Annotated in this window: 28 protein-coding genes and 2 pseudogenes; 19 read left to right on the forward strand and 11 right to left on the reverse strand. The window is 63.1% G+C overall.

Annotated elements, in window-relative coordinates:
* Window positions 1–113: 113 nt before the first annotated feature.
* Together DFO46_RS16745 and infC are read right to left on the reverse strand one after the other, a co-directional pair.
* Window positions 114–641: a hypothetical protein gene (locus tag DFO46_RS16745; protein WP_245422584.1), complete on the reverse strand. Its 528-nt coding sequence runs from the start codon at window positions 639–641 to the stop codon at window positions 114–116.
* A gap of 196 nt (window positions 642–837) precedes the next feature.
* Window positions 838–1,374 carry a translation initiation factor IF-3 gene (infC, locus tag DFO46_RS16750; RefSeq protein WP_110790291.1) on the reverse strand — a complete coding sequence of 179 codons (537 nt, stop codon included), beginning with the start codon at window positions 1,372–1,374 and terminating at the stop codon, window positions 838–840.
* Between the two features lie 180 nt (window positions 1,375–1,554).
* Here infC and DFO46_RS16755 point away from each other — a divergent pair, with 180 nt between their 5' ends.
* Window positions 1,555–2,358, forward strand: a complete 804-nt coding sequence (locus DFO46_RS16755; protein ID WP_120278055.1) for an alpha/beta hydrolase — start codon at window positions 1,555–1,557, stop codon at window positions 2,356–2,358.
* A gap of 196 nt (window positions 2,359–2,554) precedes the next feature.
* On the forward strand, window positions 2,555–3,172 hold the full coding sequence (locus DFO46_RS16760; protein ID WP_110790293.1) for a transglutaminase-like cysteine peptidase: 618 nt from the start codon (window positions 2,555–2,557) through the stop codon (window positions 3,170–3,172).
* A gap of 1 nt (window position 3,173) precedes the next feature.
* Here DFO46_RS16760 and DFO46_RS16765 read toward each other — a convergent pair whose 3' ends face one another.
* Together DFO46_RS16765 and mbfA are read right to left on the reverse strand one after the other, a co-directional pair.
* Window positions 3,174–4,364 (reverse strand): MFS transporter, encoded by a 1,191-nt coding sequence (locus DFO46_RS16765; RefSeq protein WP_120278056.1) that lies wholly within the window; start codon window positions 4,362–4,364, stop codon window positions 3,174–3,176.
* Between the two features lie 71 nt (window positions 4,365–4,435).
* Entirely contained in the window at window positions 4,436–5,419 is a 984-nt protein-coding gene (gene mbfA, locus DFO46_RS16770; protein WP_120278057.1) for an iron exporter MbfA, read from the reverse strand.
* Between the two features lie 129 nt (window positions 5,420–5,548).
* On the opposite strand from mbfA, the gene DFO46_RS16775 reads away from it, so the two are divergent.
* From DFO46_RS16775 to DFO46_RS16790, 4 genes are all read left to right on the forward strand, one after another.
* Window positions 5,549–6,019, forward strand: a complete 471-nt coding sequence (locus tag DFO46_RS16775; protein ID WP_110793826.1) for a truncated hemoglobin — start codon at window positions 5,549–5,551, stop codon at window positions 6,017–6,019.
* Between the two features lie 160 nt (window positions 6,020–6,179).
* On the forward strand, window positions 6,180–7,277 hold the full coding sequence (locus DFO46_RS16780) for a TRAP transporter substrate-binding protein (protein WP_120278058.1): 1,098 nt from the start codon (window positions 6,180–6,182) through the stop codon (window positions 7,275–7,277).
* Window positions 7,278–7,405: 128 nt separating this feature from the next.
* Window positions 7,406–8,095: a helix-turn-helix domain-containing protein gene (locus tag DFO46_RS16785; protein WP_120278059.1), complete on the forward strand. Its 690-nt coding sequence runs from the start codon at window positions 7,406–7,408 to the stop codon at window positions 8,093–8,095.
* 96 nt (window positions 8,096–8,191) lie between these two features.
* Window positions 8,192–9,037 (forward strand): class I SAM-dependent methyltransferase, encoded by an 846-nt coding sequence (locus DFO46_RS16790; protein ID WP_120278060.1) that lies wholly within the window; start codon window positions 8,192–8,194, stop codon window positions 9,035–9,037.
* A 63-nt stretch (window positions 9,038–9,100) separates the two neighbouring features.
* Here the strand turns inward: DFO46_RS16790 and DFO46_RS16795 are convergent, their stop codons facing one another.
* A complete protein-coding gene (locus DFO46_RS16795) occupies window positions 9,101–10,129 on the reverse strand; it encodes a histone deacetylase family protein (RefSeq protein ID WP_120278061.1) in 1,029 nt (342 codons plus the stop codon).
* Window positions 10,130–10,334: 205 nt separating this feature from the next.
* On the opposite strand from DFO46_RS16795, the gene DFO46_RS16800 reads away from it, so the two are divergent.
* A complete protein-coding gene (locus tag DFO46_RS16800) occupies window positions 10,335–10,946 on the forward strand; it encodes a TetR/AcrR family transcriptional regulator (protein ID WP_120278062.1) in 612 nt (203 codons plus the stop codon).
* A gap of 53 nt (window positions 10,947–10,999) precedes the next feature.
* Window positions 11,000–12,220: an MFS transporter gene (locus tag DFO46_RS16805; RefSeq protein ID WP_120278063.1), complete on the forward strand. Its 1,221-nt coding sequence runs from the start codon at window positions 11,000–11,002 to the stop codon at window positions 12,218–12,220.
* Window positions 12,221–12,316: 96 nt separating this feature from the next.
* Here DFO46_RS16805 and DFO46_RS16810 read toward each other — a convergent pair whose 3' ends face one another.
* From DFO46_RS16810 to DFO46_RS16820, 3 genes are all read right to left on the reverse strand, one after another.
* Complete coding sequence (locus DFO46_RS16810; protein WP_110793919.1) at window positions 12,317–12,658, reverse strand: hypothetical protein; 342 nt, start codon at window positions 12,656–12,658, stop codon at window positions 12,317–12,319.
* A 139-nt stretch (window positions 12,659–12,797) separates the two neighbouring features.
* Window positions 12,798–13,316, reverse strand: a complete 519-nt coding sequence (locus DFO46_RS16815; RefSeq protein ID WP_110793832.1) for a GNAT family N-acetyltransferase — start codon at window positions 13,314–13,316, stop codon at window positions 12,798–12,800.
* A 42-nt stretch (window positions 13,317–13,358) separates the two neighbouring features.
* Window positions 13,359–13,934, reverse strand: a complete 576-nt coding sequence (locus tag DFO46_RS16820; RefSeq protein WP_120278064.1) for an XRE family transcriptional regulator — start codon at window positions 13,932–13,934, stop codon at window positions 13,359–13,361.
* A gap of 107 nt (window positions 13,935–14,041) precedes the next feature.
* Here DFO46_RS16820 and DFO46_RS16825 point away from each other — a divergent pair, with 107 nt between their 5' ends.
* On the forward strand, window positions 14,042–14,785 hold the full coding sequence (locus DFO46_RS16825) for an MOSC N-terminal beta barrel domain-containing protein (RefSeq protein ID WP_120278065.1): 744 nt from the start codon (window positions 14,042–14,044) through the stop codon (window positions 14,783–14,785).
* Here the strand turns inward: DFO46_RS16825 and DFO46_RS16830 are convergent.
* Complete coding sequence (locus DFO46_RS16830; protein ID WP_120278066.1) at window positions 14,770–16,467, reverse strand: FAD/NAD(P)-binding protein; 1,698 nt, start codon at window positions 16,465–16,467, stop codon at window positions 14,770–14,772. The two genes, DFO46_RS16825 and DFO46_RS16830, sit on opposite strands and share 16 nt — an antisense overlap.
* A gap of 169 nt (window positions 16,468–16,636) precedes the next feature.
* Here DFO46_RS16830 and DFO46_RS16835 point away from each other — a divergent pair, with 169 nt between their 5' ends.
* Together DFO46_RS16835 and DFO46_RS16840 are read left to right on the forward strand one after the other, a co-directional pair.
* The gene (locus tag DFO46_RS16835; protein ID WP_110793835.1) at window positions 16,637–16,867 is read left to right on the forward strand and encodes a DUF2171 domain-containing protein; all 231 of its coding nucleotides are present in this window, start codon (window positions 16,637–16,639) and stop codon (window positions 16,865–16,867) included.
* A 172-nt stretch (window positions 16,868–17,039) separates the two neighbouring features.
* On the forward strand, window positions 17,040–17,384 hold the full coding sequence (locus DFO46_RS16840) for a hypothetical protein (protein ID WP_120278067.1): 345 nt from the start codon (window positions 17,040–17,042) through the stop codon (window positions 17,382–17,384).
* Between the two features lie 69 nt (window positions 17,385–17,453).
* Here DFO46_RS16840 and DFO46_RS16845 read toward each other — a convergent pair whose 3' ends face one another.
* Window positions 17,454–17,855: a ketosteroid isomerase-related protein gene (locus DFO46_RS16845; RefSeq protein ID WP_120278068.1), complete on the reverse strand. Its 402-nt coding sequence runs from the start codon at window positions 17,853–17,855 to the stop codon at window positions 17,454–17,456.
* Window positions 17,856–17,936: 81 nt separating this feature from the next.
* On the opposite strand from DFO46_RS16845, the gene DFO46_RS16850 reads away from it, so the two are divergent.
* The 3 genes from DFO46_RS16850 (at window position 17,937) to lepA (ending at window position 21,297) form a co-directional block, all read left to right on the forward strand.
* Window positions 17,937–18,530, forward strand: a complete 594-nt coding sequence (locus DFO46_RS16850; protein ID WP_120278069.1) for a GNAT family N-acetyltransferase — start codon at window positions 17,937–17,939, stop codon at window positions 18,528–18,530.
* Window positions 18,527–19,402 (forward strand): carbon-nitrogen hydrolase family protein, encoded by an 876-nt coding sequence (locus DFO46_RS16855; RefSeq protein ID WP_120278070.1) that lies wholly within the window; start codon window positions 18,527–18,529, stop codon window positions 19,400–19,402. The genes DFO46_RS16850 and DFO46_RS16855 overlap by 4 nt, the downstream gene beginning before the upstream one ends.
* Window positions 19,403–19,476: 74 nt before the next feature.
* The gene (gene lepA, locus DFO46_RS16860; RefSeq protein ID WP_110793839.1) at window positions 19,477–21,297 is read left to right on the forward strand and encodes a translation elongation factor 4; all 1,821 of its coding nucleotides are present in this window, start codon (window positions 19,477–19,479) and stop codon (window positions 21,295–21,297) included.
* Window positions 21,298–21,343: 46 nt separating this feature from the next.
* On the opposite strand, the gene DFO46_RS16865 is transcribed toward lepA, so the two are convergent.
* Window positions 21,344–21,709, reverse strand: a complete 366-nt coding sequence (locus DFO46_RS16865) for a helix-turn-helix domain-containing protein (RefSeq protein WP_245422585.1) — start codon at window positions 21,707–21,709, stop codon at window positions 21,344–21,346.
* A gap of 112 nt (window positions 21,710–21,821) precedes the next feature.
* On the opposite strand from DFO46_RS16865, the gene DFO46_RS16870 reads away from it, so the two are divergent.
* The 5 genes and pseudogenes from DFO46_RS16870 to DFO46_RS24285 form a co-directional block, all read left to right on the forward strand.
* Window positions 21,822–22,136: an antibiotic biosynthesis monooxygenase gene (locus DFO46_RS16870; protein ID WP_120278072.1), complete on the forward strand. Its 315-nt coding sequence runs from the start codon at window positions 21,822–21,824 to the stop codon at window positions 22,134–22,136.
* Between the two features lie 102 nt (window positions 22,137–22,238).
* Window positions 22,239–22,469 carry a type II toxin-antitoxin system CcdA family antitoxin gene (locus tag DFO46_RS16875; RefSeq protein WP_120278073.1) on the forward strand — a complete coding sequence of 77 codons (231 nt, stop codon included), beginning with the start codon at window positions 22,239–22,241 and terminating at the stop codon, window positions 22,467–22,469.
* 2 nt (window positions 22,470–22,471) lie between these two features.
* A complete protein-coding gene (locus DFO46_RS16880; RefSeq protein ID WP_120278074.1) occupies window positions 22,472–22,771 on the forward strand; it encodes a CcdB family protein in 300 nt (99 codons plus the stop codon).
* An 80-nt stretch (window positions 22,772–22,851) separates the two neighbouring features.
* Window positions 22,852–23,022, forward strand: a pseudogene (locus DFO46_RS24155) (DUF1508 domain-containing protein); the annotation flags it as partial.
* A 54-nt stretch (window positions 23,023–23,076) separates the two neighbouring features.
* A pseudogene (locus DFO46_RS24285) lies at window positions 23,077–23,217 on the forward strand (YegP family protein); the annotation flags it as partial.
* Window positions 23,218–24,197 lie beyond the last annotated feature (980 nt).

Consider the following 24,197-nt stretch of genomic DNA (forward strand, 5'->3'; position numbering starts at 1 on the left):
CGCGACCATGCGCGGCCGCCAACTGACAAATGATTAGCCCCGTCCGGTGGGGGCCGGACGGGGTAAAACGGCGATGGTCCCGCGGCGGCTAGGGCATCGCCGTTGGCACCGGCTTAGGGGGCCGGAATGACGGTGACGCCGGTCAGCGTGCCCCTGGGCGCCCGCAGCTTGATTTCGGTTCGGCCATGTTCCGCTTCGGTCTCGAAGCGCAGACGCTTGCCGTTCTGATCGACCGGGACCATCGACCCGTTGAGCAGGCCCTGCAACTGTGCATCGTTGACGATCAGACGGATTTCATCGCGATTTCCACCCTCACCGTCATCCATGCGGTCGTCGCTATCGCCGGCGGCGCGGTCGCCGCCGTGGTCGTCGCCCTTGTCGTGATCCGGGCCGTCGTCACTGGAATCGTGATGGCCCGAACCACGTCCGGAGTCGTCACGACCACTCTCATGGCTGTCATCGCTGCCGCTGTCATCGCTGCCGCTGTCATTGCCATCGTCGCTGCCGCCACGGGCCTGGGCCTGTTGCTGCATGAGCGCGGAGAGCGGGGCCGGGGCCATGGCGCCCACGGCCGGCAGAAGGGCGAGCGCGAGCACCGCCGTGCCGGACGCGAGAAGGGTGCGTCGGATGCGTGCAGTCATGATGCTACCTCCATAATTAGACATATTCGATGGAAGGATCATGCATTGTGCCGACTGACAGACCGGCCAAGCCGACGGTCAGCATTCTGTCAGCAATTCATGCTGCCTGACCGGATGCACCGTTCACGCACGAAAAAGCCGCCTTGCGGCGGCTTCTTCAATTCCGACAGGTGCGGCGGCGGAGCCGGCCTCAGGCTCACTTCGGAGCGAGCACCATCATCATCTGGCGACCTTCGAGCTTGGGTTCGGCTTCCACCTTGGCAATCGCCAGCGTGTCTTCCTTGACCTGCAGAAGAAGCTTCATGCCGAGTTCCTGGTGGGCCATTTCGCGGCCGCGGAACTTCAGGGTCACCTTGACCTTGTCGCCTTCTTCGAAGAAGCGGTTCATCGCCTTCATCTTCACCTCATAGTCATGGGTGTCGATGTTCGGCCGCATCTTGATTTCTTTGACTTCGACGATCTTCTGCTTCTTGCGCGCTTCAGCCGCCTTCTTCTGGTTGGCGTATTTCAGCTTGCCCAGATCGAGGATCTTGCAGACCGGCGGCTCCGCGTTGGGCGAAATCTCGACCAGATCCAATCCGGCCTCTTCCGCCATACGCAACGCCTGATCCGTCGGCACGACACCGAGGTTCTGGCCTTCTTCGTTGATCAACTGGACCTTGGGTATGCGAATTTCTCGGTTGGAGCGCGGCCCATCCTTAACGGGGGCATCGGTCTTAAACGGTCTGCGAATGGTCGTATTCTCCTCGAACTATTTCGAAATGCATGCGGTCCTGGTCCGCGCGCATACGCGTGACAGGGCTATGTGATACTTGTGTCGGCAGAGTCAATAGCATGGCTCGCAAAGAAAATCACCTGTTGTCGGTCACTTCCTGAATGTGTTTTACACCCCTGCAGCGAATCGGAGCACGTCATGAACCAGCCCGCGAACATCCTCAGCGAAAAGACCCTCACCGTCGGCACCGGGGTTTCGGCGCGGCCGATCAGCGTCATCGAGCGGTTGGCCGCGCCGGATGCGGGCGCGGACAGGCCGGTGCTGGTGTGGCTCGGCGGTTATCGCTCCGACATGTCCGGGACAAAGGCGATCGAGATGGACGCACTTGCCGCCGAGCATGGGATCGGCGCGATCCGCTTCGACTATTCCGGCCATGGCGTTTCCGGCGGCGATTTCGCCGACGGCACCATCTCGCGCTGGACCGAGGAGGCGCTTGCGGTGATCTCGGCCTCGGGCGCCCGGCGCGTCATCCTCATCGGCTCATCGATGGGTGGCTGGATTGCGCTTCGCGTCATCCAGGAAGCCCGCAGGCTCGGCCTCGGCTTCACCGTTTCAGGCCTCGTCCTGATCGCGCCGGCGCCGGATTTCACCTCCGAGCTCATCGAACCCAGCCTCACCGAGGCCGAGCGCCAGTCGCTTGAGGAGCGGGGCTTCTTCGAGGAACCGTCGGAATACAGCCCCGAGCCGAACATCTTCACCCGCGCGCTGATCGAGGACGGGCGAGAAAACCGGGTGCTGACGGGCCTGATCGAGACCGGCTGCCCGGTGCATATCCTGCAGGGCATGAAGGATCCGGACGTGCCCCATACCCACGCCCTGAAGCTGATGGAATTCCTGCCGCTCGATGACGTGGTGCTGACGCTGGTGCGCGACGGCGACCACCGTCTGTCCCGGCCCGAGGACATTGCGCGGATGAAAGCGGCCATCCTGTCGATGATCTGACGGCATCGACCGACGTCCCGGACACGCCGGCGTCAGGATATTCCTGACAGGGCGGGAACATTCTGGCCCGTCTGCCGGTTGGAACTGTCGCATTTTAACCATAGTGACCGAATTGCGGGGGAGTTCGTCCCCCGCCACGTTGACTCATGCCCTGTAGCAATCTTAACGTTTTGTTAAGGATACAGGGGACAGGTTCATGACGAACGGTTCACGCGCCATCAAGGCGCTGATCATTGCTGCAGCGGTTCTGGCACCCGCCCATGCCGGTCATTCGGCATCATCGCTGTCACGCTCGATGATTACCGGGCAGATCACGTCCCAGCCGATTGGCCATTACGAATTCTGCAAGTCCCTGCCGCAGGAATGCGCCATGCGCACCCGCCCCTCGACCCCGCCGAAGATCACCGATCACGGCTGGGGCCTGATCCATGACGTCAATGCCTCGGTCAATCATGCCATCGTGCCGATGACCGACGAGCAGATCTATGGCCGCGAAGAGGTCTGGGCCTATCCGACGGATGTCGGTGACTGCGAGGATTTCGTCCTCCTGAAGCGCAAGAAGCTGATGGAAGCCGGCTTCTCCGTGGCCGACCTCCTGATCACGGTCGTGCGCAAGCCGGATGGCGAAGGCCATGCGGTGCTGACCGTGCGCAGCCAGGCCGGTGACTTCGTGCTCGACAACCTCAATGACGACGTCAAGCTCTGGAGCGAGACGCATTACACCTTCCTCAAGCGCCAGTCGTCGACCGACAGCGGCCGCTGGGTCACGATCGAAAACGGCACGTCCGACGTTCTCGTCGGCGCGCTCCAATAAGCTAGCCGGTCGCGGCAGGCCTTGCGCCTGCCGTCAGAACCGTCGTTGCCAACACGGCCATCAGAGACACGAGTGCCAGGCATGCCAAGGCTGCGCCTGGCCCGGCCCAGTCGTTGATCCAGATCACCGAGACCGGCGCGAGCGCGGAAACGACAATGCGCACCGCCGACAGCGTGCCCATGGTCCGGCCATAGCCGGCGGCCCCGAAATAATGCAGCGGCAGGACGCCGCGCACGATTGATGTCAGGCCCTGGCCGGCACCGTAGAACAAGGCGAATGCCAGGGCGAAGCCGGTCGCAGGGATCAGCAGCGATCCGGCGAGAAGGGCGATGCCGAGCGCCATGACGGCGGCCGCGATCACGGCGGTCAAGGGCGGCGAGAACAGATTGCGCCTGATATATTCGATCAGTCGCGCCGCCACCTGGCTCGGCCCGATCAGGCTGCCGGCAAGCGTCGCAATGCCGGTGGCGTAGCCGAGATCGCGCATCAGCACGAGCAGGGTCGCGCCGATCGCCGAGATGACGAAACCGCCGGCGGCAAAGGCAATCGCCATCAGGACCATCTGCCGGGTGCGGTCCTTCGGCAGGCTCGCCTCGTCTGTGCGTTCCGCCGCCGCCGGCGTGGCCACCGTGTCGATCCGCGCCTTCGGCAGGGCAAGATGGATCGGCAGGGCTATCAGCAGATTCATGGCGGCCAGCACCAGGTAGATCTCCCGCCAGGTCATCCATGTCAGCAGCCATTGCAGCAGCGGCCAGTAGATCGTCGAGGCGAAGCCCGCGATCAGCGTCACCAGCGTGATATGCGCTCGGGCCTCCCGGCCATGGCTCTGGGCAAGGGCGGCAAAACCCGCATCATATTGCACCGCAAGTGCAATGAATTCGGCCGCAAGCGTGATGCCGGCAAACTGCCAGGCGTTCTGCATGACGGCGAAAAGCGAAAGCGCCAGAGCTGCCGCCAGCGAACCGACGCAGAGCACCAGGCGCGCGCCGAGCCGGTCGACCATCCGCCCGATCACCGGCGCTGCGATGGCGCCCGCCAGCAGGCCAAAGGAAAACACCCCGAAGACGAAGCTGCGACTCCACCCGAATTCGCGCGCGATTTCCGGTGCCAGCACCGAGAAGGAATAATAGAGCGTTCCGTAACCGATGGTCATCGTGACGCCCAGACCGATGGTCGCGGGTGAGAATTTCATGGCGCCTTGCTAGTCGTATCAGATGATGACCAGATGACAGCGCCATACGCCCTTCCGTCAAGCCGTCAGACTCACCCCTGCCCGATCAGGACGCCGGCGGCGAGCACCAGCGAACCGCCGAGCACCACCTGCATGGCGGCGCGCCAGAAGGGCGTCTCCATGTAGCGGTTCTGAATGAAGGCGATCGCCCAGAGTTCGAAGAAGACGACGATGGCGGCGGTGATCGTCGCCGTCCAGAAATGCGGGATCAGATAAGGCAGCGCGTGGCCGAGGCCACCCAGCGCCGTCATGATGCCGGAGGCAAGCCCGCGTTTGACCGGCGAACCCCGGCCCGACAGCTTGCCGTCGTCATGGGCCGCTTCGGTAAAGCCCATGGAAATGCCGGCGCCGACCGAGGCAGACAGGCCGATGAGGAAGGTCGACCAAGTGTCACCGGTCGCAAAGGCTGCGGCAAAGATCGGCGCGAGCGTCGAGACCGAACCGTCCATCAGACCTGCCAGCCCCGGCTGCACATAGGTCAGGATGAACTGGCGACGGGCGCCTTGGTCCTCTTCGGTCTTTGCCTCTTCGGTTACATGCTTTTCGCCGAGCATGCCGGCGATCTGTTCGTGGCCCTGTTCGGCGAGCGCAAGATCGCCCAGCAGCTTGCGGATGCCGGCATCGGAGGTTTTCTGAGCGGCCGCCATGTAGAAACGATAGGCACCCTGCTCCATCAGTTCCGCCTCGGTGCGGATCTGGTCGAGGGTCTGGTTCTTTCGCAGCCAGTCGGGCTTGCGGTCATAGAAACCACGGACATGGTCCCGGCGGATCAGCGGGATGCGCTCGCCGAACCGCTCGCGATGCATCTCGATCAGCATGTTGCGATGGGTGTGCTCGACCTCGGCCATGTCCTCGAAAACCTTGGCCGATTGCGGCGCATTGGCGCGCAACTGGTCGGCATAGGCGAGATAGATGCGGGCATCGTCCTCCTCGGAGGAAATGGCAAGCCCGAGAATCTCCTGTTCGCTGAGACTGTCGAAGGAGCGCTTGCCGGCGGACAGGGAGAAACCAAACATCTGTTGTCACCTTTTTAGAATTATTCTAAACTTATGCCTCTGCTCCGGTTTTTTCAAGCGGGAAGTTCCGACTTGACCACCCTGCGACGCGGACGTAGCCAGAGGCTGAACCACAGGGATGACGACGCCATGACCATGGAGCTTTCCGGACGCGCCGCACACCGCGCCGACATCACCGCCCGCGCCGAAGCCCAGATGGCGGCCATGGGCGTCGATGCCGCCTTCATCGACCGGCTGGTCGACACCTTCTATGGCCATATCCGCCAGCATCCCGATCTTGGCCCGGTCTTCGAGGGGCGGCTTGCCGGTCGCTGGCCGGAGCATATGGTGAAGATGAAATCCTTCTGGTCGTCGATCGCCTTCAAGACCGGCGCCTATGGCGGCAAGCCGGTGCAGGCCCATCACGGCGTCGACGGCATGGCCGAAGGGCTGTTTCGCCAGTGGCTGCAGCTGTTTTCCGATACGCTTGTCGAAGTCGGCGCCACCGAAGACATCCACGGCTGGTTCATGACCAGTGCCGAGCGCATCGCAAAGAGCCTCGTCCTGTCCTTGTTCTACAATCCGGCCTTCGACGATCCGGCACGCAAGCCAAGGGGCTGACGGTTCCTTGCGTGGAACAATCTGGCTGCGCAAGAAAACGCAAGAAAGCCGGCACCGCCTGGCAATTTGCCGAGCATTTCCCCTTGCACGCCAGGGTTTGCGCCTTTAGACCCGCCGCGGGAGCTGGAGGAGCAATTTTGGAAAACCAAGGCAAGAGATCATGAACCGCCGTCAATTCTTCAAGCAGGCCGGCGTTGCCGGCGTAGGCGCCGCAGCACTCGCCGCCCCTGCCCTCGCCCAGGAAAACCCGAAGGTCACCTGGCGCCTCGCTTCCTCCTTCCCGAAGAGCCTCGACATCATCTTCGGTGCTGCGACCGACATCGCAGAAAGCGTGTCGAAGGCCACGGACGGCCAGTTCGAGATCCAGGTTTATGCCGCCGGCGAAATCGTGCCGCCGCTGCAGGTCGCCGACGCCGTGTCCGACGATACCGTCGAGATGGGCCATACCTGCTGCTACTATTATATCGGCAAGGACCCGGCCTTTGCGCTCGGCACCGCCATCCCCTTCGGCCTCAATGCCCGCATGACCAATTCCTGGTTCACCGCCGGCGGCGGCAACGAGCTGCTGAACGAGTTCCTGGCCTCCTACAAGCTTTACGCGCTGCCGGCCGGCAATACCGGTGCCCAGATGGGCGGCTGGTATCGCAAGGAAATCAAGACCATCGACGACCTCAAGGGGTTGAAGATGCGCATTGCCGGCCTCGCCGGCGAGATCATGTCGAAGGTCGGCGTCACCCCGCAGCAGATCGCCGGCTCCGACGTCTATCCGGCGCTGGAAAAGGGCACGATCGATGCCACCGAATTCGTCGGTCCCTATGACGACCTGAAGCTCGGCTTCTACAAGGTGGCGCCCTATTACTACTACCCGGCCTGGTGGGAAGGCGGCCCGACCGTGCATGCCTTCTTCAACCTCGAGAAGTTCAATGCGCTGCCGGAAAACTACAAGCGCATCCTGACCGATGCCTGCGCTGCAGCGAACGCCCGCATGCTCGCCCGTTACGATGCGTCCAACGCCCAGGCGCTGCGCGAACTCGTCGCCGGCGGCGCGCAGCTCCGTGCGTTTTCGACCGACATCCTCGACACCTGCCACAAGGCGGCGAAGGAGACCTATTCGGATCTCTCGGCCAAGAACGAGTGGTTCAAGAAGCTCTTCGACAGCCAGCAGGCCTTCAAGCAGGACGCCTATCTCTGGGCCCAGATCGCCGAATACAGCTTCGACACCTACCAGATGATCCAGCAGCGCCAGGGCACACTCTAAGGCCGGACATCGACCCGAGACGGCACGCGCCCCGGCCTGTCCAAGGCCGGGGCGCGTGCATCCGCTACACTCTCTGTACTGGACGGTTGCCGGTCCGAGGGCGCATGATGGCGGCTGCGGAGGCTACCATGGCGCATGACGGCTACAACCAGTTCTGTCCGGTCGCCAAGGCCTGCGAGGTGCTGGAGCCGCGCTGGACGCTGCTGCTGCTGGCGGAGATGTGGTCCGGCTCCACGCGTTTCAACGAGATCCGCCGTGGCGTGCCCGGCATGTCGCCGACGCTGATGTCGAAGCGCCTGCGCCAGATGGAGGAGCGGGGTCTGGTGCAGCGTCTTCGCCACCCCGGATCCGGAGAGATCCATTATCGGACCGCCGCCATTGCCGACGAGCTGGAGCCGATCGTGCGGGCGCTCGGCTCCTGGGCCCATCGCAACATCGATGCGGATGTCACGCTCGAGAATCTCGATGCGCGGCTCCTGATGTGGAACATGCGCCGGAAGATCGATCCGGCCGCCCTGCCGACCGCGCGCCGCAGCGTCATCTGCTTCATCTATCCGGAATTGCCGCGCGAGGAGCAGAGCTACTGGCTGCTGTGCAGGCCGGGAAATCCCGTCGACCTCTGCTCCACCGACCCTGGTCATGCGGTCGATCTCTTCGTCACCGCCGACCTCAAGGCCCTTACCTCCGCCTGGATCGGGCTTTCGAGCCTGAAGGCCGAAATCGAACGCGACAAGATCACGCTGGTCGGCGATGCCGCGATGGCCGCCAGCATCGGTGCCTGGATGGTGCGCAGCTCCTATGCGACAGCGCCCCCCTGACGGTCCACTTTCTGTACCGGCAGCGCTACAGTTCCTACACTGGCCCCTGATCCCGGCGACCGCGACACTCCTCTCTCCATCACAAGGAGAGAGACCATGCAAAATTTTGCAGCAATGCCCGCCGCCGTTGCCTCGGTTCCAGTACCGGATCTCGCGGCGCTGAAGACCCGCCAGCAGGGCGCCTGGGCGTCGGGCGACTATGCCGTCGTCGGCACGACCCTGCAGATCGTCGGCGAAACCCTCTGCGAAGCGATCGATCTGCGCGCTGGCGAGACGGTGCTCGATGTCGCCGCCGGCAACGGCAATGCCACGCTCGCTGCCGCCCGCCGCTTTGCCGTGGTCACATCGACCGACTATGTGGCGGCCCTCCTGGAGCGCGGCCGGGCGCGTGCGGCCGCCGACGGCCTGACGGTCACCTTCCAGACCGCCGATGCCGAGGCGCTGCCCTTCGGGAACGAGACCTTCGACGTGATCCTCTCGACCTTCGGCGTCATGTTCACGCCGAACCAGGAAGCCGCAGCCGGGGAACTGCTGAGGGTCTGCCGTTCGGGCGGCCGCATCGGCATGGCCAACTGGACGCCGGAAGGCTTCATCTGCCAGTTGTTCCGCACCATGGGCCAGCACCTGCCACCGCCGCCGGGCGCGCTTTCTCCGGCCCTGTGGGGCACCGAAGCCCGGCTCGACGCCCTGTTTTCAGTTGCCGGCACAGTCTCCATCCAGCCGAAGGTCTTCACCTTCCGCTATCGTTCGCCTGATCATTGGCTGGAGGTGTTTCGCACCTGGTATGGACCCGTGCACAAGGCCTTCGCCGCCCTCCCCGACGCCGGTCAGGCCGCACTCGGGCAGGATCTCCTCGCACTGATTGCCCGCTTCAACCGCGCCACCGACGGGACGATGGTCGTGCCGAGCGACTATCTGGAGGTCATCGTCACCAAGGCTTGACGATCGTTGACGATCCCGGCGGGCCAGCTGCCGGGATCGTCCGAACGATGGGCCGCACGCCTCTCAGCTCTCCAGCCCTCTCAGAACATTGGCGACGTTCAAACCGATTTCCGGCACGCCGTAACCACCCTCCATCAGTGTCAGGACCGGCACGCCGCTCGCCGCGATCATTTCGCCCATCTTGATGTAATCCGGGCTCTTCAGCTTGAAGAAGCTGATCGGGTCCTGCTCGAAGGTGTCGACGCCGAGCGAGACGACAATGGCTTCCGCGCCATAGGCCTTGATGCGCTTCAGGCTGTCCTCAAGCGCTGCCGACCAGACCGACCAGGGTGTGCCTGACGGCATCGGATAGTTGGCGTTCAGGCCTTCGCCGTCACCCTCGCCCGTCTCGTCGGCATACCCTAAGAAATAGGGAAAGGCATTTTCCGGCTCGCCATGCAGCGAGGCGAAGAAGATGTCGCCGCGGCTGTAGGTGATGTCCTGCGTGCCATTGCCGTGGTGAAAATCGACATCGAGGATTGCCACCTTCTTCGCTCCATGATCCAGCAACCGCTGGGCGGCAACGGCGGCATTGTTGATGAAGCAATAGCCGCCGAAGAGATCGCGGCCGGCATGGTGACCCGGCGGGCGGCAGAGCGAGAAGGCGAAGCGGTTGCCAGCGTTCAGCCAGTCCGCCCCCGACAGAGCGACGTCCATCGAGGCGATTGTCGCCTCATAGGTGCCCTTGGAAATCGAGGTCTCGGCGGAGTTGGTGTAATAGCCGACAGCACCGTCGATGTGTTTGGGCACCCGCGCCGTCTGGCTGCGGCGGCAGGGGAAGGAGGTCGCGATCGCCTCGCCCTTGAAGCCATGGGCTTCCCAGCGGTCCCAGCAGGTGCGCAGGAATTCGAGATAGCCGGCGTCATGCACCTTGAGTGCCGTTTCCAGCCCGTGTTCGGCCGGTGCCTCGACATCGGTGAAACCGGCTTCCTTGACCGCCGCCAGAACCCATTCGGCGCGGAACGGTCCTTCGAAGGGTTTCACCAGGAGGCCGCCATGCAGCTCGGTCTTGGCATCTCTGAGCTTGTGCTTTTCCGAATAACAGACGCGCATCACGTTCCCTCTTTTTCTTGTCCGCGGTCGGGCCGCAGATCCGTCGTTACGCCGAACCTAGCGCCAGGCCGGGCGGGGCTGCAAGAGACCGTCGCCGCATTTTCGGTCACACGACCAAATCTCCTCCGGGCAGACTGCGGGCTTGACCTTTTCCGGTAGCGCGCCTATTTGGAAACGATCATTTCCCAATTGTCCGGAACCGACGATGCCCGATATTGCCACGTCCAGCCGCACCGCCGGCCGCCCCCGCGAATTCGAGATCGCAACCGCACTCGATGCTGCAATCGTCGTCTTCACCGAGCGGGGCTATCACGGGACCTCCATCACCGACCTGAAGGCGTGCATGGGGCTGACGGCCGGCAGCATCTACAAGGCCTTCAAGGACAAGAAGGCGATCTTCCTCGCCGCCTTCGATCGCTACAAGCAGGTGCGCGCCGCCCTTCTGGCGGAAAAACTCGCCGAAGCCTCCACCGGCCGCGCGCAGGTGCAGGCCATCCTCCATTTCTACGCCGACGCCGCCTGCGGCGAGACCGGGCGGCGCGGCTGTCTTGCCATTGGTGCCGCCGTCGAACTCGCCCTCTTCGATGAAGAGGTTGCCGCGCGCGTGGCGCGATCCCATGCCGCGCTGCTTGCTGAGATCGAGGGTTTCATCGTCAAGGGCCAGGCCGACGGGTCCGTCTCCGGCAGGGTCGATCCGCAGGCGGCGGCGCTCTCGATCTTCTCGTTCCTCCAGGGCATCCGGATCGCCGGAAAATCCGGTCAGGACCCGGGTCGCACCCGCGCAAGCGCCGATGCCCTGCTCGCCCTTCTCGACTGATGCCCGCACACCCAAGCCACTTCGATCCTCCCCTCCTCCCCCGGAACATCGTCATGACCCAAGCCTCCCCGACCGCCGAACCCGCCCTCGAGACCCTGCAGGCCCCTCGCCTCTCGGCCGGTCTCACCTTCATCATGGCCGCCGCCTGCGGCCTGATCGCCGCCAATCTCTACTACGCCCAGCCGCTTGCCGGCCCCATTGCGGACGCCATCGGGCTACCGCTCCATGCCAGCGGCCTGATCGTCACGCTGACGCAGGTCGGCTATGGTCTCGGGCTGTTCTTCCTCGTGCCGCTCGGCGATCTCGTCGAGAACCGCAAACTGATCCTGGTCATGATCGGTGCCGTCACCGCAGCCCTGATCGCCGCCTGCCTTGCCACAACGCCGCTTCCCTTCCTGGCCGCATCGCTGTCGATCGGGCTCGGCGCCGTCGCGGTCCAGATGATCGTGCCCTTTGCCGCCGGCCTTGCCCCCGAACAGTCGCGCGGCAAGGTGGTGGGCAATGTCATGAGCGGGCTGATGGTCGGTATCATGATGGCCCGGCCGGTCTCGAGCCTTGTTGCCCGCCTCGGCTCCTGGCACACGATCTTCTTTCTTTCTGCCGCCGTCATGGTGGCGCTTGGCGTCGTGCTTGCCATGACGCTTCCGGAACGGCGGCCGCAGGCGAAACTCGGCTATCTCGCGCTGATCGGCTCGATGGGCCGGCTCTTCGTCACGCAGACAGTGCTGCAGCGGCGCGCCGCTTACCAGGCCTTCCAGTTCGCCGCCTTCAGCCTGTTCTGGACGGTGACGCCGCTCTATCTGGCCAGTCCCGCCTTCGGCCTGACCCAAACGGGCATTGCCCTTTTCGCCCTGGCCGGTGTCGCCGGCGCCATTGCCTCGCCGATTGCCGGGCGGCTTGCCGATCGCGGTCTGTCCGGCCCGGCCACCGCCTTCGGTCTCTCCAGCGTTCTCACGGCCTTCGTCGTCACGCTGATGTCGCCGGAAGGATCGTGGATCGCCCTGAGCCTGCTGACCTTTGCCGCCATTCTCCTCGATTTCGGCGTCACCACCACGTTGGTCACCGGCCAGCGTGCCATCTTCGGCCTTGGCGCTGAGCTGCGCAGCCGGCTGAACGGGCTGTTCATGGCGATCTTCTTTACCGGCGGTGCAATCGGTTCGGCCATCGGCGCCTACAGCTATGCCCAGGGCGGCTGGACCGCCGCAGCGATCCTCGGCGGCGCCCTGCCGCTCGCGGCCCTGCTGCTCTTCCTGACGGAAGCCCGGCGGGCCTGAACCGCAACGCCAAAGCCAAAAACCCGAAGGGGCGGCTCTCCGGGTCCTCAGACCCGAAAAGCCGCCCCTTCCCCCCGGCCCCCGCCGTAGTCGAACTTATTCGGTCAGATTGATCTGTTCGGTCTGGCCACCTTCGCAGGTGTAGCAGCAGTCGTCACAGGTCGCGGCATTTTCGGGGCCGACGCCCCAATAGCTCTGCTTGTCGCCTTCGATCCAGGCGCCATAGCAGATCTTCTCGCCTTCTTCGCAGGAGAGCGGGATCTGCTTGGTTTCGCCGTCGTTGAGATAGAAGACCTGGTTGTTGCCCGGCCAGACATAATCCCGGTCCTGGCTGTACAGCTCCACTTCCACCGCATTCGGATGGTCGTTGCGCATCACGAAGGTCACGTCTGCCGCAAAGGCCGGCGCGACGGCGGCCAGCACCAGTCCGGCGGCCATGCCGATGATTGTCTTCCGTCCCGCCATGCTTGCCCCCTCTGCCCCGAAAAAAGCCTATCGGGGGGCGACCATAAGCAGATGGAAAGACTTCTGGAAAGAGTCGGCTTGGACGTTTTTTGGGCTGATCGCGTCCGCCGGTTCAAGCCAGTCGCTTGTAGAAGATGACCGTGTCGCAGAAGCGCCCGTCGGGGTAGAGCGCATAGTCGGGAATCTCGCCGGACCGTTGCCAGCCGAGCTTCTCGTAGATCGATTCCGCCAGCTCCCCCTTGGCCGTATCGAGCACCAGCAGCGTGCGACCGGCAGCGGCAGCACCTGCTTCGGCGGCCTTCATCAGGGCGGTCGAAAGACCTCTGCCACGCGCTTTGCGATGCACCAGTAGTTTCATCAGATCGGCCCGGTGCGGCTGGTTGGGCTTGAGCGCAAAGCCTATCTGCACCGTGCCCACCAGCCGGTCCTCGACGAAGGCCCCGTACAGGAGGACCTCGCCGCGTCCGACAGCCTCCGCCACGCCGCGCCAGAAATCCTCACCCTCCTGCGTCGTGAAGGGCGGCATGAATCCAACAGAGGCATTGTCGGCGATGCAATCGGCAAGGATTTCGGTCAGGGCCGGGATCTGATCGAGGGCTTCCACATGGGAGAGCTGACGGATATCGGGCATAAGATGTTCCAGTTGCTGTCTATGGATTTTGCGTCGGAAGGGTCAGGAACCCAGCGCGATCACCACGGCATAACGGGCAGGCGCGTCGGTCGGATTGTGATAGGCATGCACGTCGCCGACATTCATGAAGAGACAGTCGCCCGCTTCCAGCCGGTGCACCGTCTCGCCCACTGTCAGCTCGATCACCCCTTCGAAGACCCAGACATGCTGGGTCTGGCTGCGGCCGGTTGGGCGGCCGGGGAAGCGGACATGGGCCTGCGGCGGAAACTCCACCTCGACGATATCCGTGCCGCTGCCGGTACCCGGCGGCGAGACGGCGCGGCGCAGATAGCCGCTTTCCGGATCGCGCCAGACCGGCTGGCGGGCGCGGCGCATCAGAGGATCGGCGACCCCGCCTTCTTCGGCAAAGAAGACGGAGAGCGAGACGCCGAGCGCCGAACACAGCCGCGCCAGAAGGGCTGCCGTCGGGCTCGCCTCGGCCCGCTCGATCCGCGAGATCATCGCCCGGCTGACCCCGGAGGCTTCCGCCAGTTGATCGAGCGTCAGGCCGCGCCGCATCCTGAGTGCCCTCACCCGCTCACCCACCGTCTTTTCGAAGTCGTCTGCCGTTGATTCCATGATAGTAGAATTCACAGACATCATCATGGAGTCAAGTGTTCCCGATATCAGGGAACACATCCGTCCCGGATTGCCTTATGCTGCCGCGACAGATGAGAGGGAACGGCATGAAACAGATCGGGCGGGTGGTTGAGCTTTGGCGATATCCGGTGAGTTCCGTCGGCGGGCAGTCGCTGCAGCAGCTTGAGGTCACGCCCACCGGGATCCCCGGAGACCGCCGCTTTGCCCTGTTCGATCCCGCAAGCGGTCTCGCCGCCGCCCCCGAGCGGGAACCACGCTGGCGGCCGGCTCTCTTCCTGGAGGCCCTGCGCGATGATTCCGCCCTGCTGCCGCAATTGCGCTTTCCGGATGGGGACAGCGTCTGGCTCGACGATTCCCGCCTTGCCGCGCGGCTTGAGGCGCATTTCGGCTTTGCCGCCGGCATCGGCGCCTATGGTGGGCTGGATGACGGGGCTGACATGCGCTTTCCCATCGTCTCCAACCGCTATGCGCCGGCGCCCCTGCATCTCGTGACGACGGCATCACTACGACAGCTGGCAGCGGCAGCCAATGTGCCTCATCCGGATCATCGCCGGTTCCGTCCCTCCATCCTGATCGAAACGGACGAGTCCGAGGGTTTCCTTGAAAACAGCTGGATCGGCCAGGACATCACCATCGGCTCGACGCCCGTCAGCGTCACCGAGCCGACGCGCCGCTGCGGCATGACCATGATCGCCCAGCCCGAAATCGACGAACAGCCGGAGATCCTGCGCGGCATCATGAGGCACAATGCCCGCAATCTCGGCGTCTATGCCACCGTGGGCGCGCCTGTCACCATCGCCATCGGCGACCGCGTCTATGCCGGGATCTGAAACAGTGGCGCCTCATCGCTTGCTGGCGCCACATCCGCAAGGATGGCCTCGGCCACCGTCTCGCCGATCTCACAGGCGCTGGTGATCCCCTGTACGAACGGCTCCTTGTGCAGCAGGAAGGCGATCGCGGCACAATAGAGCCGGTTGCTAAGCGGCCCATCGATCTTCGGACGGTAGTGCTCGTCGACCTCGATGCCGCCGGTGCGCACCATGTCCGGTCCCCCGTCCAGCGTGTGCAGCGCGCCCGTGCGCGGCGTCGCGGATTCCCGCACGCCGCCCTGGGCAACGAGGGTCGGGAATGGCAGATCGGTCGCCGACAGGGTTTCCTGGCCGGTCGCATCGATGAAGGAACCGAAGCGATGCTCGACATCGCCGACGATGACACGAGCTCCGCGCTCGGCACCCGTCTCGTCCGTCTCGATCCGGTAGTCGTCGCCGAGCTTCAGGATATCGAGCTTGCCCGCCCGCGACAGCGCCAACAGACGGCGGATCGAGGTCAGCGGCACGGTCGCATAGTCGTCGATGAAGATCGTCTTGAAGTGCTTGTGGAAGCGCTTCAGGTCCTCCTCGTTCAGATGCGGAATGACACGCGCCACGATCTCGTGGGTGATCAGGATCGCATAGCGCCAGGGCACCGTATACTGTTTCACCCTGTTCTCTTCGACCTCGGCCAGATTGCGCGCCGCCCAGACGAAGGGATCGGACTGGATACGGTCGGCGTAGTAGGCAGGGGCAAAGGTCTCGACCGTCAGCTGCGACAACCCGATGCGGGCGCCATAGTCAGGGTCGGCGGCAACGATCTCGCGGCGAAACAGGTCGAACACGTCATCAAGCAGGTCGTGGCGACCGGTCGCGATCAGCGCGTCGATTGCCTCCTTCGTGCAGACCTTCGGCGTTTCATACGGCAGCGGACAATAGAAATCTGCCTCCGGCAGCACGCCTTTGCGTGACATCATCGTGGCGTGAAACTCCTCCGTGCCCTCGGCCGGCTGATATTGCAGGTCGCCGGCGGCATCGGCGTAGAACATGCCGCGAGCCGTCGCCACCGTCATCAGCGCATCGATGCTGCTGAGCGAGGTGCCGAGAATGCCGACGCGTTCGTTGCGCACCGTCTTCAGCGCCGTCGCCGGCCAGGGGGAGACGAAGTAGCCGGGGCGGATCTCGGTGGTCTCGGGCCAGTTGTGTCCGGTTGCCATCACGACGTGATCGAAGACGGCATCGTGGCGACCATCCGGGCTCTCGACGCTCAACCGGATCTGCTCCGGCTGCAGTTCGATATCGACCACCTTGTGACGGCCCAGCACCGTCACCTCGTGGCCGTTTTCGGCGGCTGCCAGGCGCAACAGGCGGAACTGCTCCTGCATGTAGTCGCCCAGCACCACGCGCGGGTAAAATTCCCGGTTGTCGATCGCAGGACGCTGGATGCCAAGCTGTTGCAACCGGTCGTCACCTTGCCGCCGCAGCCAGTCGACCAGGGTCTCGGCAAAGGCCGGAAGTTCGATGCTCGGGATATTGGACAGCATGGCCGGATCGTTGACATCGGGGTGGTACGGCGTGCCCTTGCCCGGTTCGTCATCGGCTTCATACAGTGTGATGGACAGGCGGACGGATGAACCGATCAACCCCTTGAAAGTATAAAGTCCGGTCGGCCCGGTGCCAATGATCGCAATTCTGGGAAGCATGGAGGTCTCGCTGCCGTGCGAGGGATCTCGCATGCGGATGCGATAGAATGCCCGGCTGCGCCGGATGTTCCCAATCTCGATGCCTCAACCGGCGACGACCCATCGCCGGAACAATTCCGGTGGCTTCCGCCTTTTCCTGTCATCGCAACCGATACAGGAGGAACTCCCGATGATTTCTGCAGATCAGATCCGTGAACACATGGAAGTGCGCGGCCTCGATGGCAACCATGTCGGCACCGTCGACCACATGGACGGCCAGAGCCGCATCAAGCTCACCAAGACCGATTCGACGGACGGCCAGCATCACTACATCCCGCTGGACTGGGTCGATCACATCGACGAACACGTCCACCTGTCGAAGAATTCCGACGACGTGAAGCGCGACTGGTCGGTCAACTGATCGCTCTGGCTGGCATGATGCCGGCAAACAGAAAGGGTCGTCCCGCGCCAGCGTGACGACCCTTTTTGTTGTGAATCGATTTGGTGCTCAAGAAGTGAAAAACTGAGTATGGTGTGTCACGGCACGGATGTTTAGTCGGCGTCTTTGCCGTTGATGGAGGAGGGTCTTTGGATTGAGAGAGCCAATCAAGATTGTGAAGTACAATGATGGGCGTGTCGCATATCAAATAGAACTTCCGCCTGAGACTCCGGCGATGGATGCCAATGAATATTACTTCGCGATCATAAAATGTGCGGGCGGTAGAAATAATCCCTGCATTATTTATTCTAATCGGAGTGGATTCACCATCGACGGAAAAGCGACTCACGACATCTTCATCATCGCAAATTTTGACGGCGAGTTTCCGAGTCTTCTGCTGTCAGATGGAAGCAAAATTCAGTTGGTCCGTAAGCTGACGGATGAGGAATACAAAAAGGAAATGATTCTGTTTCAGTCAGCCTTGGGCCTAAGCGGTTGATTAGAATGATGTTCCGATATTCGTGAGGGACTCGTTCAAGATGGCCGTTGAATTGGTCTCCGACTTGGCTCAGCCGCCGACCTGGGCGATCCAGTCGGGCAGGCTGTAATAGTTAGAGATGCGGGCGACCTTGCCGTCCCGGATCTCGAAGAACGCGCCGGCCGGCAGGCGGTAGGTCTGGCCATTGGCCTCCGGCAGGCCCTCATCGGTCGCGAGATAGGTGCCGTTGACGATGAATTCGGCAGCACCGCGCGTGCCGTCCTCGTTCACCATGATCACCATGTCGGTGAGCTCTTCCTTGTAGCAGCGGTTCATGTGATCCATGAACTTCGCGAACGCTTCCTTGCCCGTCTGGCGCTCACCCTGGTTGATGTCGTGGGCCACGTCATCGGTCAGGAGTGCCAGAAAACGGTCCATGTCGCCGGCATTGAAGGCGTCGTAATAGGCACGGATGGTGGCGGCGGCGGTCATCGATCACTCCTCGTCGTGGAATTGCTTTCTCGGGTTGTCAGGGAAGGGTATAACCACTCCGCAACGGACTGAAAACACTCTATGACGCTCACGATCCAATCCTTTTCCGGCAGCGACGCCGCCCCTTTCTTCAACGACCTCGCGCGGCTCAGAACGACGGTCTTCCGCGCCTTTCCCTATCTCTACCAGGGAAATCCTGACTACGAGCAGACCTATCTGTCGACCTATGCCAAGTCGGAAGGCTCGGTCTTCGTCATCGCCCGCTATGATGACCAGGTGGTCGGAGTTGCCACGGGAACGCCGATGGCCGGCGAGACCGATGAGGTCAAACGCCCCTTCCTGGAGGCCGGGCTCGACCCGCAAGAGTTCTTCTATTTCGGCGAAAGCGTGCTCCTGCCGCAGTATCGCGGCCGGGGCATCGGCGTTGCCTTCTTCGAGGGCCGCGAGACGCAGGCGACAAAACTCGGACTGCGCTACGCCACCTTCTGCGCCGTCGAACGCCCCCGCGACCACCCGCGCCGCCCGGCCGACTACGTGCCGCTGGACAGTTTCTGGCACAAGCGCGGCTATACCCATCACCCCGAGCTTCGGACCACCTTCACCTGGCGCGACCTCGACGCATCAGTCGAGAGCCCGAAGCCGCTTTCCTTCTGGATCCGGGATCTGACCCCATGACCGCCATCACGCTCGCCGCCTGCCAGTACAAGATCGACCTCATCGAAGACTGGGAAGCTTACGTCCTTCACCTGACACACCTCGTGCATCAGGCCGTCGAGCGCGGCGCGAAACTCGTGCTCCTGCCGGAATATGCCGGCCTCGTGCTGACCGGCCAGCTGGACGCACAAACCCGATCGGACCTGCACGGCTCGATCGCCGGCATCCAGCCGCTGATCCCGGCCTGGGTCGAACTCTGCGAGGAACTCGCCCGCACCCACGAAATCGTCTTCCAGCCCGGCTCCGCCCCGGTGCTCGATCCCGACGGCCAATACCGCAACCGGGCCTTCCTCTTCGGCCCCGACGGCCTCATCGGCCATCAGGACAAGATCATCATGACCCGCTTCGAACGCGAGCAATGGGGCATCGCGGCCGGACGCGACGGGCTCACCGCCTTCGACACCCCGCTCGGCAAGCTCGGCATCCTGATCTGCTACGACAACGAATTCCCGATGCTGGCCCACACGCTCGCCGAAAAGGGCGTCGACCTGATCCTCGCCCCTTCCTGCACCGACACACTCGCCGGCGCCTATCGCGTGCGCATCGGCGCCCAGGCCCGGGCACTCGAAAACCAGATTGCCGTGCTCGCCTCCCCAACGGCGGGCACCGCCCCCTGGTCTCCGGCCCTCGACGAAAACCGCGGCCGCGCCGCGCTCTACGTCCCCTCCGACTACGGCATGCCGCCGAATGGCATCTATGCCGAAAGCGAGAGTGACCACGTCGAGGAGAGCCATTGGCTGATCGCGCAAATCGATCTGGACGCGGTCCGGCGGCTCAGGACGGAAGGCCAGGTGGCCACCCGGCGTGATTGGCCAGAGCAGTTTCTCCGCTGAATGCCCTTATTCGCAACGGCTGGGGACAATTTCCCGCTGGTCGTTGCGTTTGGTCGCTGCTATATGCGCGAACCATGAGCACCGATCGCACGCCCCTGAGCCATATCCGCAACTTTTCCATCGTCGCCCATATCGACCATGGCAAGTCCACCCTCGCCGACCGTCTGATCCAGACGACCGGGGGCCTTGCCGAGCGCGAGATGTCCGAGCAGGTGCTGGACTCGATGGATATCGAGAAGGAACGCGGCATCACCATCAAGGCCCAGACGGTGCGGTTGCACTACAAGGCCAACAATGGCGAAACCTATGTGCTGAACCTGATCGACACGCCCGGACACGTCGACTTCGCCTATGAAGTCTCGCGGTCGCTGTCGGCCTGCGAAGGTTCGCTGCTGGTCGTTGACGCCTCCCAGGGTGTCGAAGCCCAGACGCTCGCCAACGTCTATCAGGCGATCGACAACAATCACGAGCTGGTCACCGTCCTCAACAAGGTCGACCTGCCCGCCGCCGAGCCCGAGCGCATCAAGGAACAGATCGAGGAAGTCATCGGCATCGATGCTTCCGAGGCCGTGCTGATTTCGGCGAAGACCGGTCTTGGCATTCCCGACGTGCTCGAAGCCATCGTGCACAAGCTGCCGGCGCCGAAGAGCGAAGGCGGCGACAAGGCACCGCTCAAGGCCCTGCTCGTCGACAGCTGGTACGACACCTATCTCGGCGTCATGGTTCTCGTGCGCGTGCTCGACGGCGTTTTGACCAAGGGCCAGGTCATCCGCATGATGGGCACGGATGCCAAATACAATGTCGAGCGCGTCGGCGTCTTGACCCCGAAGATGCTCTCGGTCGATTCACTCGGCCCCGGCGAAATCGGCTTTTTCACCGGTTCGATCAAGGAAGTGGCCGACACCCGCGTCGGCGATACCATCACCGAAGACAAGCGCCCGACCGCAAAAATGCTGCCGGGCTTCAAGCCGGCCCAGCCGGTCGTGTTCTGCGGCCTCTTCCCCGTTGATGCCGCCGATTTCGAAGACCTGCGCGCCGCCATGGGCAAGCTGCGTCTCAACGACGCCTCCTTCTCCTTCGAAATGGAATCGTCTGCCGCGCTCGGCTTCGGCTTCCGCTGCGGCTTCCTCGGCCTGCTGCATCTCGAAATCATCCAGGAGCGCCTCGAGCGCGAATTCGATCTCGACCTGATCGCAACCGCCCCCTCCGTCGTCTACAAGCTGTTCATGACCGACGGCACGGAGCGCGAGCTGCACAATCCGGCCGACATGCCCGACGTGGTCAAGATCTCCGAAATCCACGAGCCGTGGATCAAGGCGACGATCCTAACGCCCGACGACTATCTCGGCGGCATCCTCAAACTCTGCCAGGACCGGCGCGGCATCCAGACCGAACTCACCTATGTCGGCAAGCGCGCGATGATCACCTATGAGCTGCCGCTCAACGAAGTGGTCTTCGATTTCTACGACCGCCTGAAGTCGATCTCCAAGGGCTACGCCTCCTTCGACTACCATCTCGACGGCCATCGCGAGGGCAACCTCGTCAAGATGTCGATCCTCGTCAACGGCGAGCCGGTCGATGCTCTCTCGATGATGGTGCACCGCATGGCAGCCGAAAAGCGCGGCCGCGACATGTGCGAAAAGCTCAAGGACCTGATCCCGAAGCACATGTTCAAGATCCCGATCCAGGCCGCGATCGGCGGCAACGTGATCGCGCGTGAAACCATCTCGGCACTGCGCAAGGACGTGACGGCAAAGTGCTACGGCGGCGACGCATCCCGCAAGCGCAAGCTCCTCGACAAGCAGAAGGCCGGCAAAAAGCGCATGCGCCAGTTCGGCAAGGTCGAGATCCCGCAGGAAGCGTTTATCGCAGCGCTGAAGATGAGCGACGAATAAGAACTCAATTGGCGCCGGCGAAAGCCGGCGTCTTTCATTCCGGGGCTCAGCCTGCGCAGCCTTCGGATTTCAGTTCGGAATTCGATCGGTCCGACTGTCTTTCCGCATGCCCCATTCCCCAGTCGCCCATAGCGTCGAGCACCGGCACCAGCGAGCGTCCATAGGCGGTGTAGCCATATTCGACATAGACGATCTCGCCCTCCTTCTGCGGCTGGCGTGACACGATCCCGTCGCGCTGCAGCGCGGCCAGATTCTCCGACAGAACTTTCTCGGACACACCGACGTAGCGGCGCAGGTCGCCGAAGGTGGCCGGCCCATCGCGCAGGCGCCAGAGGATCCTCGGCTTCCACTTGCCGCCGATCACCTCGATCGTCGCCATGACCGGACAGTCGCGCATTTTGTCTATGTCCACCGGATATCCCTTCTGGCCCTGCTTACGACGGCAAGCCCTAACCTCCAGGTAAGCCCTTGCATGCGCGCGGATTTTGGCCAGCATGCATTTTCACAACCGGAGGACGCTGAAGATGATCGTCGAATATATCCGCTACGAACTCAAGACCCACCAGCCGGGCGACCTTGTCGAGGCCTATCGGCTGGCTGCGACGCATCTCGAAGCGGCCCCACAATGCCACGGCTATGAATTGTCACAGTGCGTCGAGGAGCCGGCGAGCCTCACGCTGCGCATCCTCTGGAACTCGACCGAGGACCACCTGCAGGGGTTCCGCAAAGGCCCGCACTTCCCGCCCTTCCTCGCCGCTATCAGGCCCTTCATCGGCGAGATCGCCGAGATGCGCCACTACGCCCCGACAACCGTCTCCTGGACCCGTGCCGAAGGATGATGGGTAAAGAATTGATGCCTGAGGAGCTTGGTTTGCAGGGGAGCGTGGCTCTACCCGCCTTGCTCGTTTTGCGCTAGAATGCCTCATCCTCGGAGTTGCGCCATGTCGATCGAAGCCCGCAAAGCCCATGACCTCACCGTCAGTGAGGCCCTCATTGCCGAAGCTCAATCCCTTGGCCTCGACATCACGGGTGCTGCCGAACAGGGCATTGCCCGCGCCATCAAGGCCGAGAAGGAACGGCGCTGGAAGATCGAAAACGCCGAGGCGATCCAGGCATCCAACGACTATGTCGCCAAGCATGGCCTTCCACTCGCGAAATACCGGATGTTCTGACCATGACCCGCTTCCACGTTCACCGCATCGGGGACGACGGAAGCCTTGCCCTCGACGTGCAATCCAATCTGCTGGATGCCCTGACGACGCGCGTGGTCGTGCCACTCGCTCCGGTCGGTGACGTTGTCACGCTTGTTCCGCGCCTCAATGCGCGCCTGGCCATCGATGGCGAAACCTTCGCGATGCTCACCCAGTTCATCACGACGGTCCCCGTCTCCGCCGTCGGCCCTGCCATCGCCGACCTCTCCGCCCGCGCCGACGAGATCACCGCTGCCACGGATTTCCTCTTCCAGGGCTTTTGACTGCTTCTTGCCCGCCTGCGCCCATCGCGCTAGCATTCGAATGCAATCATAAGCCGATGGGTAAATAGAGGGAGACGGGCATGCACAAGTTCAAGATCCTGAAGACCGAAAAGGGCGAGTTCCGCGTCCAGTTCGTCTACAATGCCGAGGTGATGGTCTGGTCGGAGAACTACGCCTCGAAGGCGAGCGCGAAGAACTGCGTCGAGTCGCTGAAGAAAAACGCGCCAGCCGCGCCCGTCGTCGACCTCACCAAGCAGGAAACCGGCAGCGGCTACCGCTTCGAGATCGACGAAGCCAAAAACGGCGAAACCTTCGTCCGCTTCCGCGCCGCCAATGGCGAGATCATGGTGCGCTCGGAAACCTACAAGTCGAAATCCAGCGCCAAGAACTGCATCGAGTCGATCCAGAAACGGGTCGCGGAGGCGCCGGTCGAAGAGGTGGAGTGAGGCCTCGGCATTATCAGTCAACTGATGGCCCAGCGGTTCCCCCCTCTCCCCTTGTGGGAGAAGTTACAAAATCGAAGGCTTAGCCCGATCAGGGCTAAACTTCAGATTTTGTTGGTGAGGGGATCGATTTCTGGCCTTCGGCCGCCGCTCCGAAGTCTCCCCCACCAAGGGGGGCATGGAGCCCGAGATTGGCTTGTGTCTGGATCCTCGGGTCAAGCCCGAGGATGACGACCTTTCGGGGAGATAGGGGTATCCTCCGCAGACGTTATCCGCAGACGTATCCGGTGAAGACGGTAGAGGAGGATACCCGTCGCTCCCCCCACACTCCGTCATCCTCGGGCTTGACCCGAGGATCCAGACACAAGCCTTCTGAGGCCAGACGGTCACGCCAGACAGCCCCATTTCCCAAAAAAGGGGGATGAATTCCGAACATTTCCCAACAAAATCAAACCCCGACACATTTTTTCATCCCCCATCCTTTTTCCTCCCGTAGACTCATCCCCGTCCCGCCCTCGGATACACCTGACGATGCGATGTCAGGCGAGGCGGGGCCGGCGCCGGGGGCGAGTGCTGTCGCAGGCACAAATCCCCGGCCCGCTGCAACGGTCTCCCTCCGGACGAAGGGCTTGACGAGGGTGATGGGGTCGGATGCCCCAAAGCCTGGATACCCTGATCGGAAGGACGTGCCTCAGAGGCACACAGACAAGGCGCCCGCGCTGTCGCGAACATCCAGACAGCGGGGCGAAACAAACGGCGGGGATGACGGCCTAAGCCGCCAATGGCAAAGGCCCCATCCCCCGGGCGAGGGTCCCGGTTGGATTGGTGCACCATCCGGCGGGAACCTCCCGGGCCACCGGCCAGGCTGAAGCGTCACTCTCGTGGTGATGCCGCAGCCGGACCCGCGCCCGGTCATCCTCGGTCCTCGGGTCATCCTCGGGTTAAACCCGAGGACGAGGATGACGAGGACCGTCGCCGCCTTG

This window comes from Rhizobium sp. AG855 (genome assembly GCF_003610655.1).
Lineage (GTDB): Bacteria > Pseudomonadota > Alphaproteobacteria > Rhizobiales > Rhizobiaceae > Allorhizobium > Allorhizobium wuzhouense.

What these genes read in the sequence shown, in the direction of transcription:
- DFO46_RS16820 (WP_120278064.1), bottom strand. Translation starts at nt 13,934, where the DNA reads ATGGAATCAACGGCAGACGACTTCGAAAAGACGGTGGGTGAGCGGGTG.
- DFO46_RS16875 (WP_120278073.1), top strand. Translation starts at nt 22,239, where the DNA reads ATGTCGATCGAAGCCCGCAAAGCCCATGACCTCACCGTCAGTGAGGCC.
- DFO46_RS16765 (WP_120278056.1), bottom strand. Translation starts at nt 4,364, where the DNA reads ATGAAATTCTCACCCGCGACCATCGGTCTGGGCGTCACGATGACCATC.
- DFO46_RS16795 (WP_120278061.1), bottom strand. Translation starts at nt 10,129, where the DNA reads ATGCGCGTCTGTTATTCGGAAAAGCACAAGCTCAGAGATGCCAAGACC.
- DFO46_RS16815 (WP_110793832.1), bottom strand. Translation starts at nt 13,316, where the DNA reads ATGCCCGATATCCGTCAGCTCTCCCATGTGGAAGCCCTCGATCAGATC.
- mbfA (WP_120278057.1), bottom strand. Translation starts at nt 5,419, where the DNA reads ATGTTTGGTTTCTCCCTGTCCGCCGGCAAGCGCTCCTTCGACAGTCTC.
- DFO46_RS16780 (WP_120278058.1), top strand. Translation starts at nt 6,180, where the DNA reads ATGAACCGCCGTCAATTCTTCAAGCAGGCCGGCGTTGCCGGCGTAGGC.
- DFO46_RS16835 (WP_110793835.1), top strand. Translation starts at nt 16,637, where the DNA reads ATGATTTCTGCAGATCAGATCCGTGAACACATGGAAGTGCGCGGCCTC.
- DFO46_RS16855 (WP_120278070.1), top strand. Translation starts at nt 18,527, where the DNA reads ATGACCGCCATCACGCTCGCCGCCTGCCAGTACAAGATCGACCTCATC.
- DFO46_RS16785 (WP_120278059.1), top strand. Translation starts at nt 7,406, where the DNA reads ATGGCGCATGACGGCTACAACCAGTTCTGTCCGGTCGCCAAGGCCTGC.
- DFO46_RS16810 (WP_110793919.1), bottom strand. Translation starts at nt 12,658, where the DNA reads ATGGCCGCCGGACTGGTGCTGGCCGCCGTCGCGCCGGCCTTTGCGGCA.
- DFO46_RS16805 (WP_120278063.1), top strand. Translation starts at nt 11,000, where the DNA reads ATGACCCAAGCCTCCCCGACCGCCGAACCCGCCCTCGAGACCCTGCAG.
- lepA (WP_110793839.1), top strand. Translation starts at nt 19,477, where the DNA reads ATGAGCACCGATCGCACGCCCCTGAGCCATATCCGCAACTTTTCCATC.
- DFO46_RS16755 (WP_120278055.1), top strand. Translation starts at nt 1,555, where the DNA reads ATGAACCAGCCCGCGAACATCCTCAGCGAAAAGACCCTCACCGTCGGC.
- DFO46_RS16760 (WP_110790293.1), top strand. Translation starts at nt 2,555, where the DNA reads ATGACGAACGGTTCACGCGCCATCAAGGCGCTGATCATTGCTGCAGCG.
- DFO46_RS16800 (WP_120278062.1), top strand. Translation starts at nt 10,335, where the DNA reads ATGCCCGATATTGCCACGTCCAGCCGCACCGCCGGCCGCCCCCGCGAA.
- DFO46_RS16845 (WP_120278068.1), bottom strand. Translation starts at nt 17,855, where the DNA reads ATGACCGCCGCCGCCACCATCCGTGCCTATTACGACGCCTTCAATGCC.
- DFO46_RS16790 (WP_120278060.1), top strand. Translation starts at nt 8,192, where the DNA reads ATGCAAAATTTTGCAGCAATGCCCGCCGCCGTTGCCTCGGTTCCAGTA.
- DFO46_RS16775 (WP_110793826.1), top strand. Translation starts at nt 5,549, where the DNA reads ATGACCATGGAGCTTTCCGGACGCGCCGCACACCGCGCCGACATCACC.
- DFO46_RS16830 (WP_120278066.1), bottom strand. Translation starts at nt 16,467, where the DNA reads ATGCTTCCCAGAATTGCGATCATTGGCACCGGGCCGACCGGACTTTAT.
- DFO46_RS16745 (WP_245422584.1), bottom strand. Translation starts at nt 641, where the DNA reads ATGACTGCACGCATCCGACGCACCCTTCTCGCGTCCGGCACGGCGGTG.
- DFO46_RS16870 (WP_120278072.1), top strand. Translation starts at nt 21,822, where the DNA reads ATGATCGTCGAATATATCCGCTACGAACTCAAGACCCACCAGCCGGGC.
- DFO46_RS16880 (WP_120278074.1), top strand. Translation starts at nt 22,472, where the DNA reads ATGACCCGCTTCCACGTTCACCGCATCGGGGACGACGGAAGCCTTGCC.
- DFO46_RS16825 (WP_120278065.1), top strand. Translation starts at nt 14,042, where the DNA reads ATGAAACAGATCGGGCGGGTGGTTGAGCTTTGGCGATATCCGGTGAGT.
- DFO46_RS16850 (WP_120278069.1), top strand. Translation starts at nt 17,937, where the DNA reads ATGACGCTCACGATCCAATCCTTTTCCGGCAGCGACGCCGCCCCTTTC.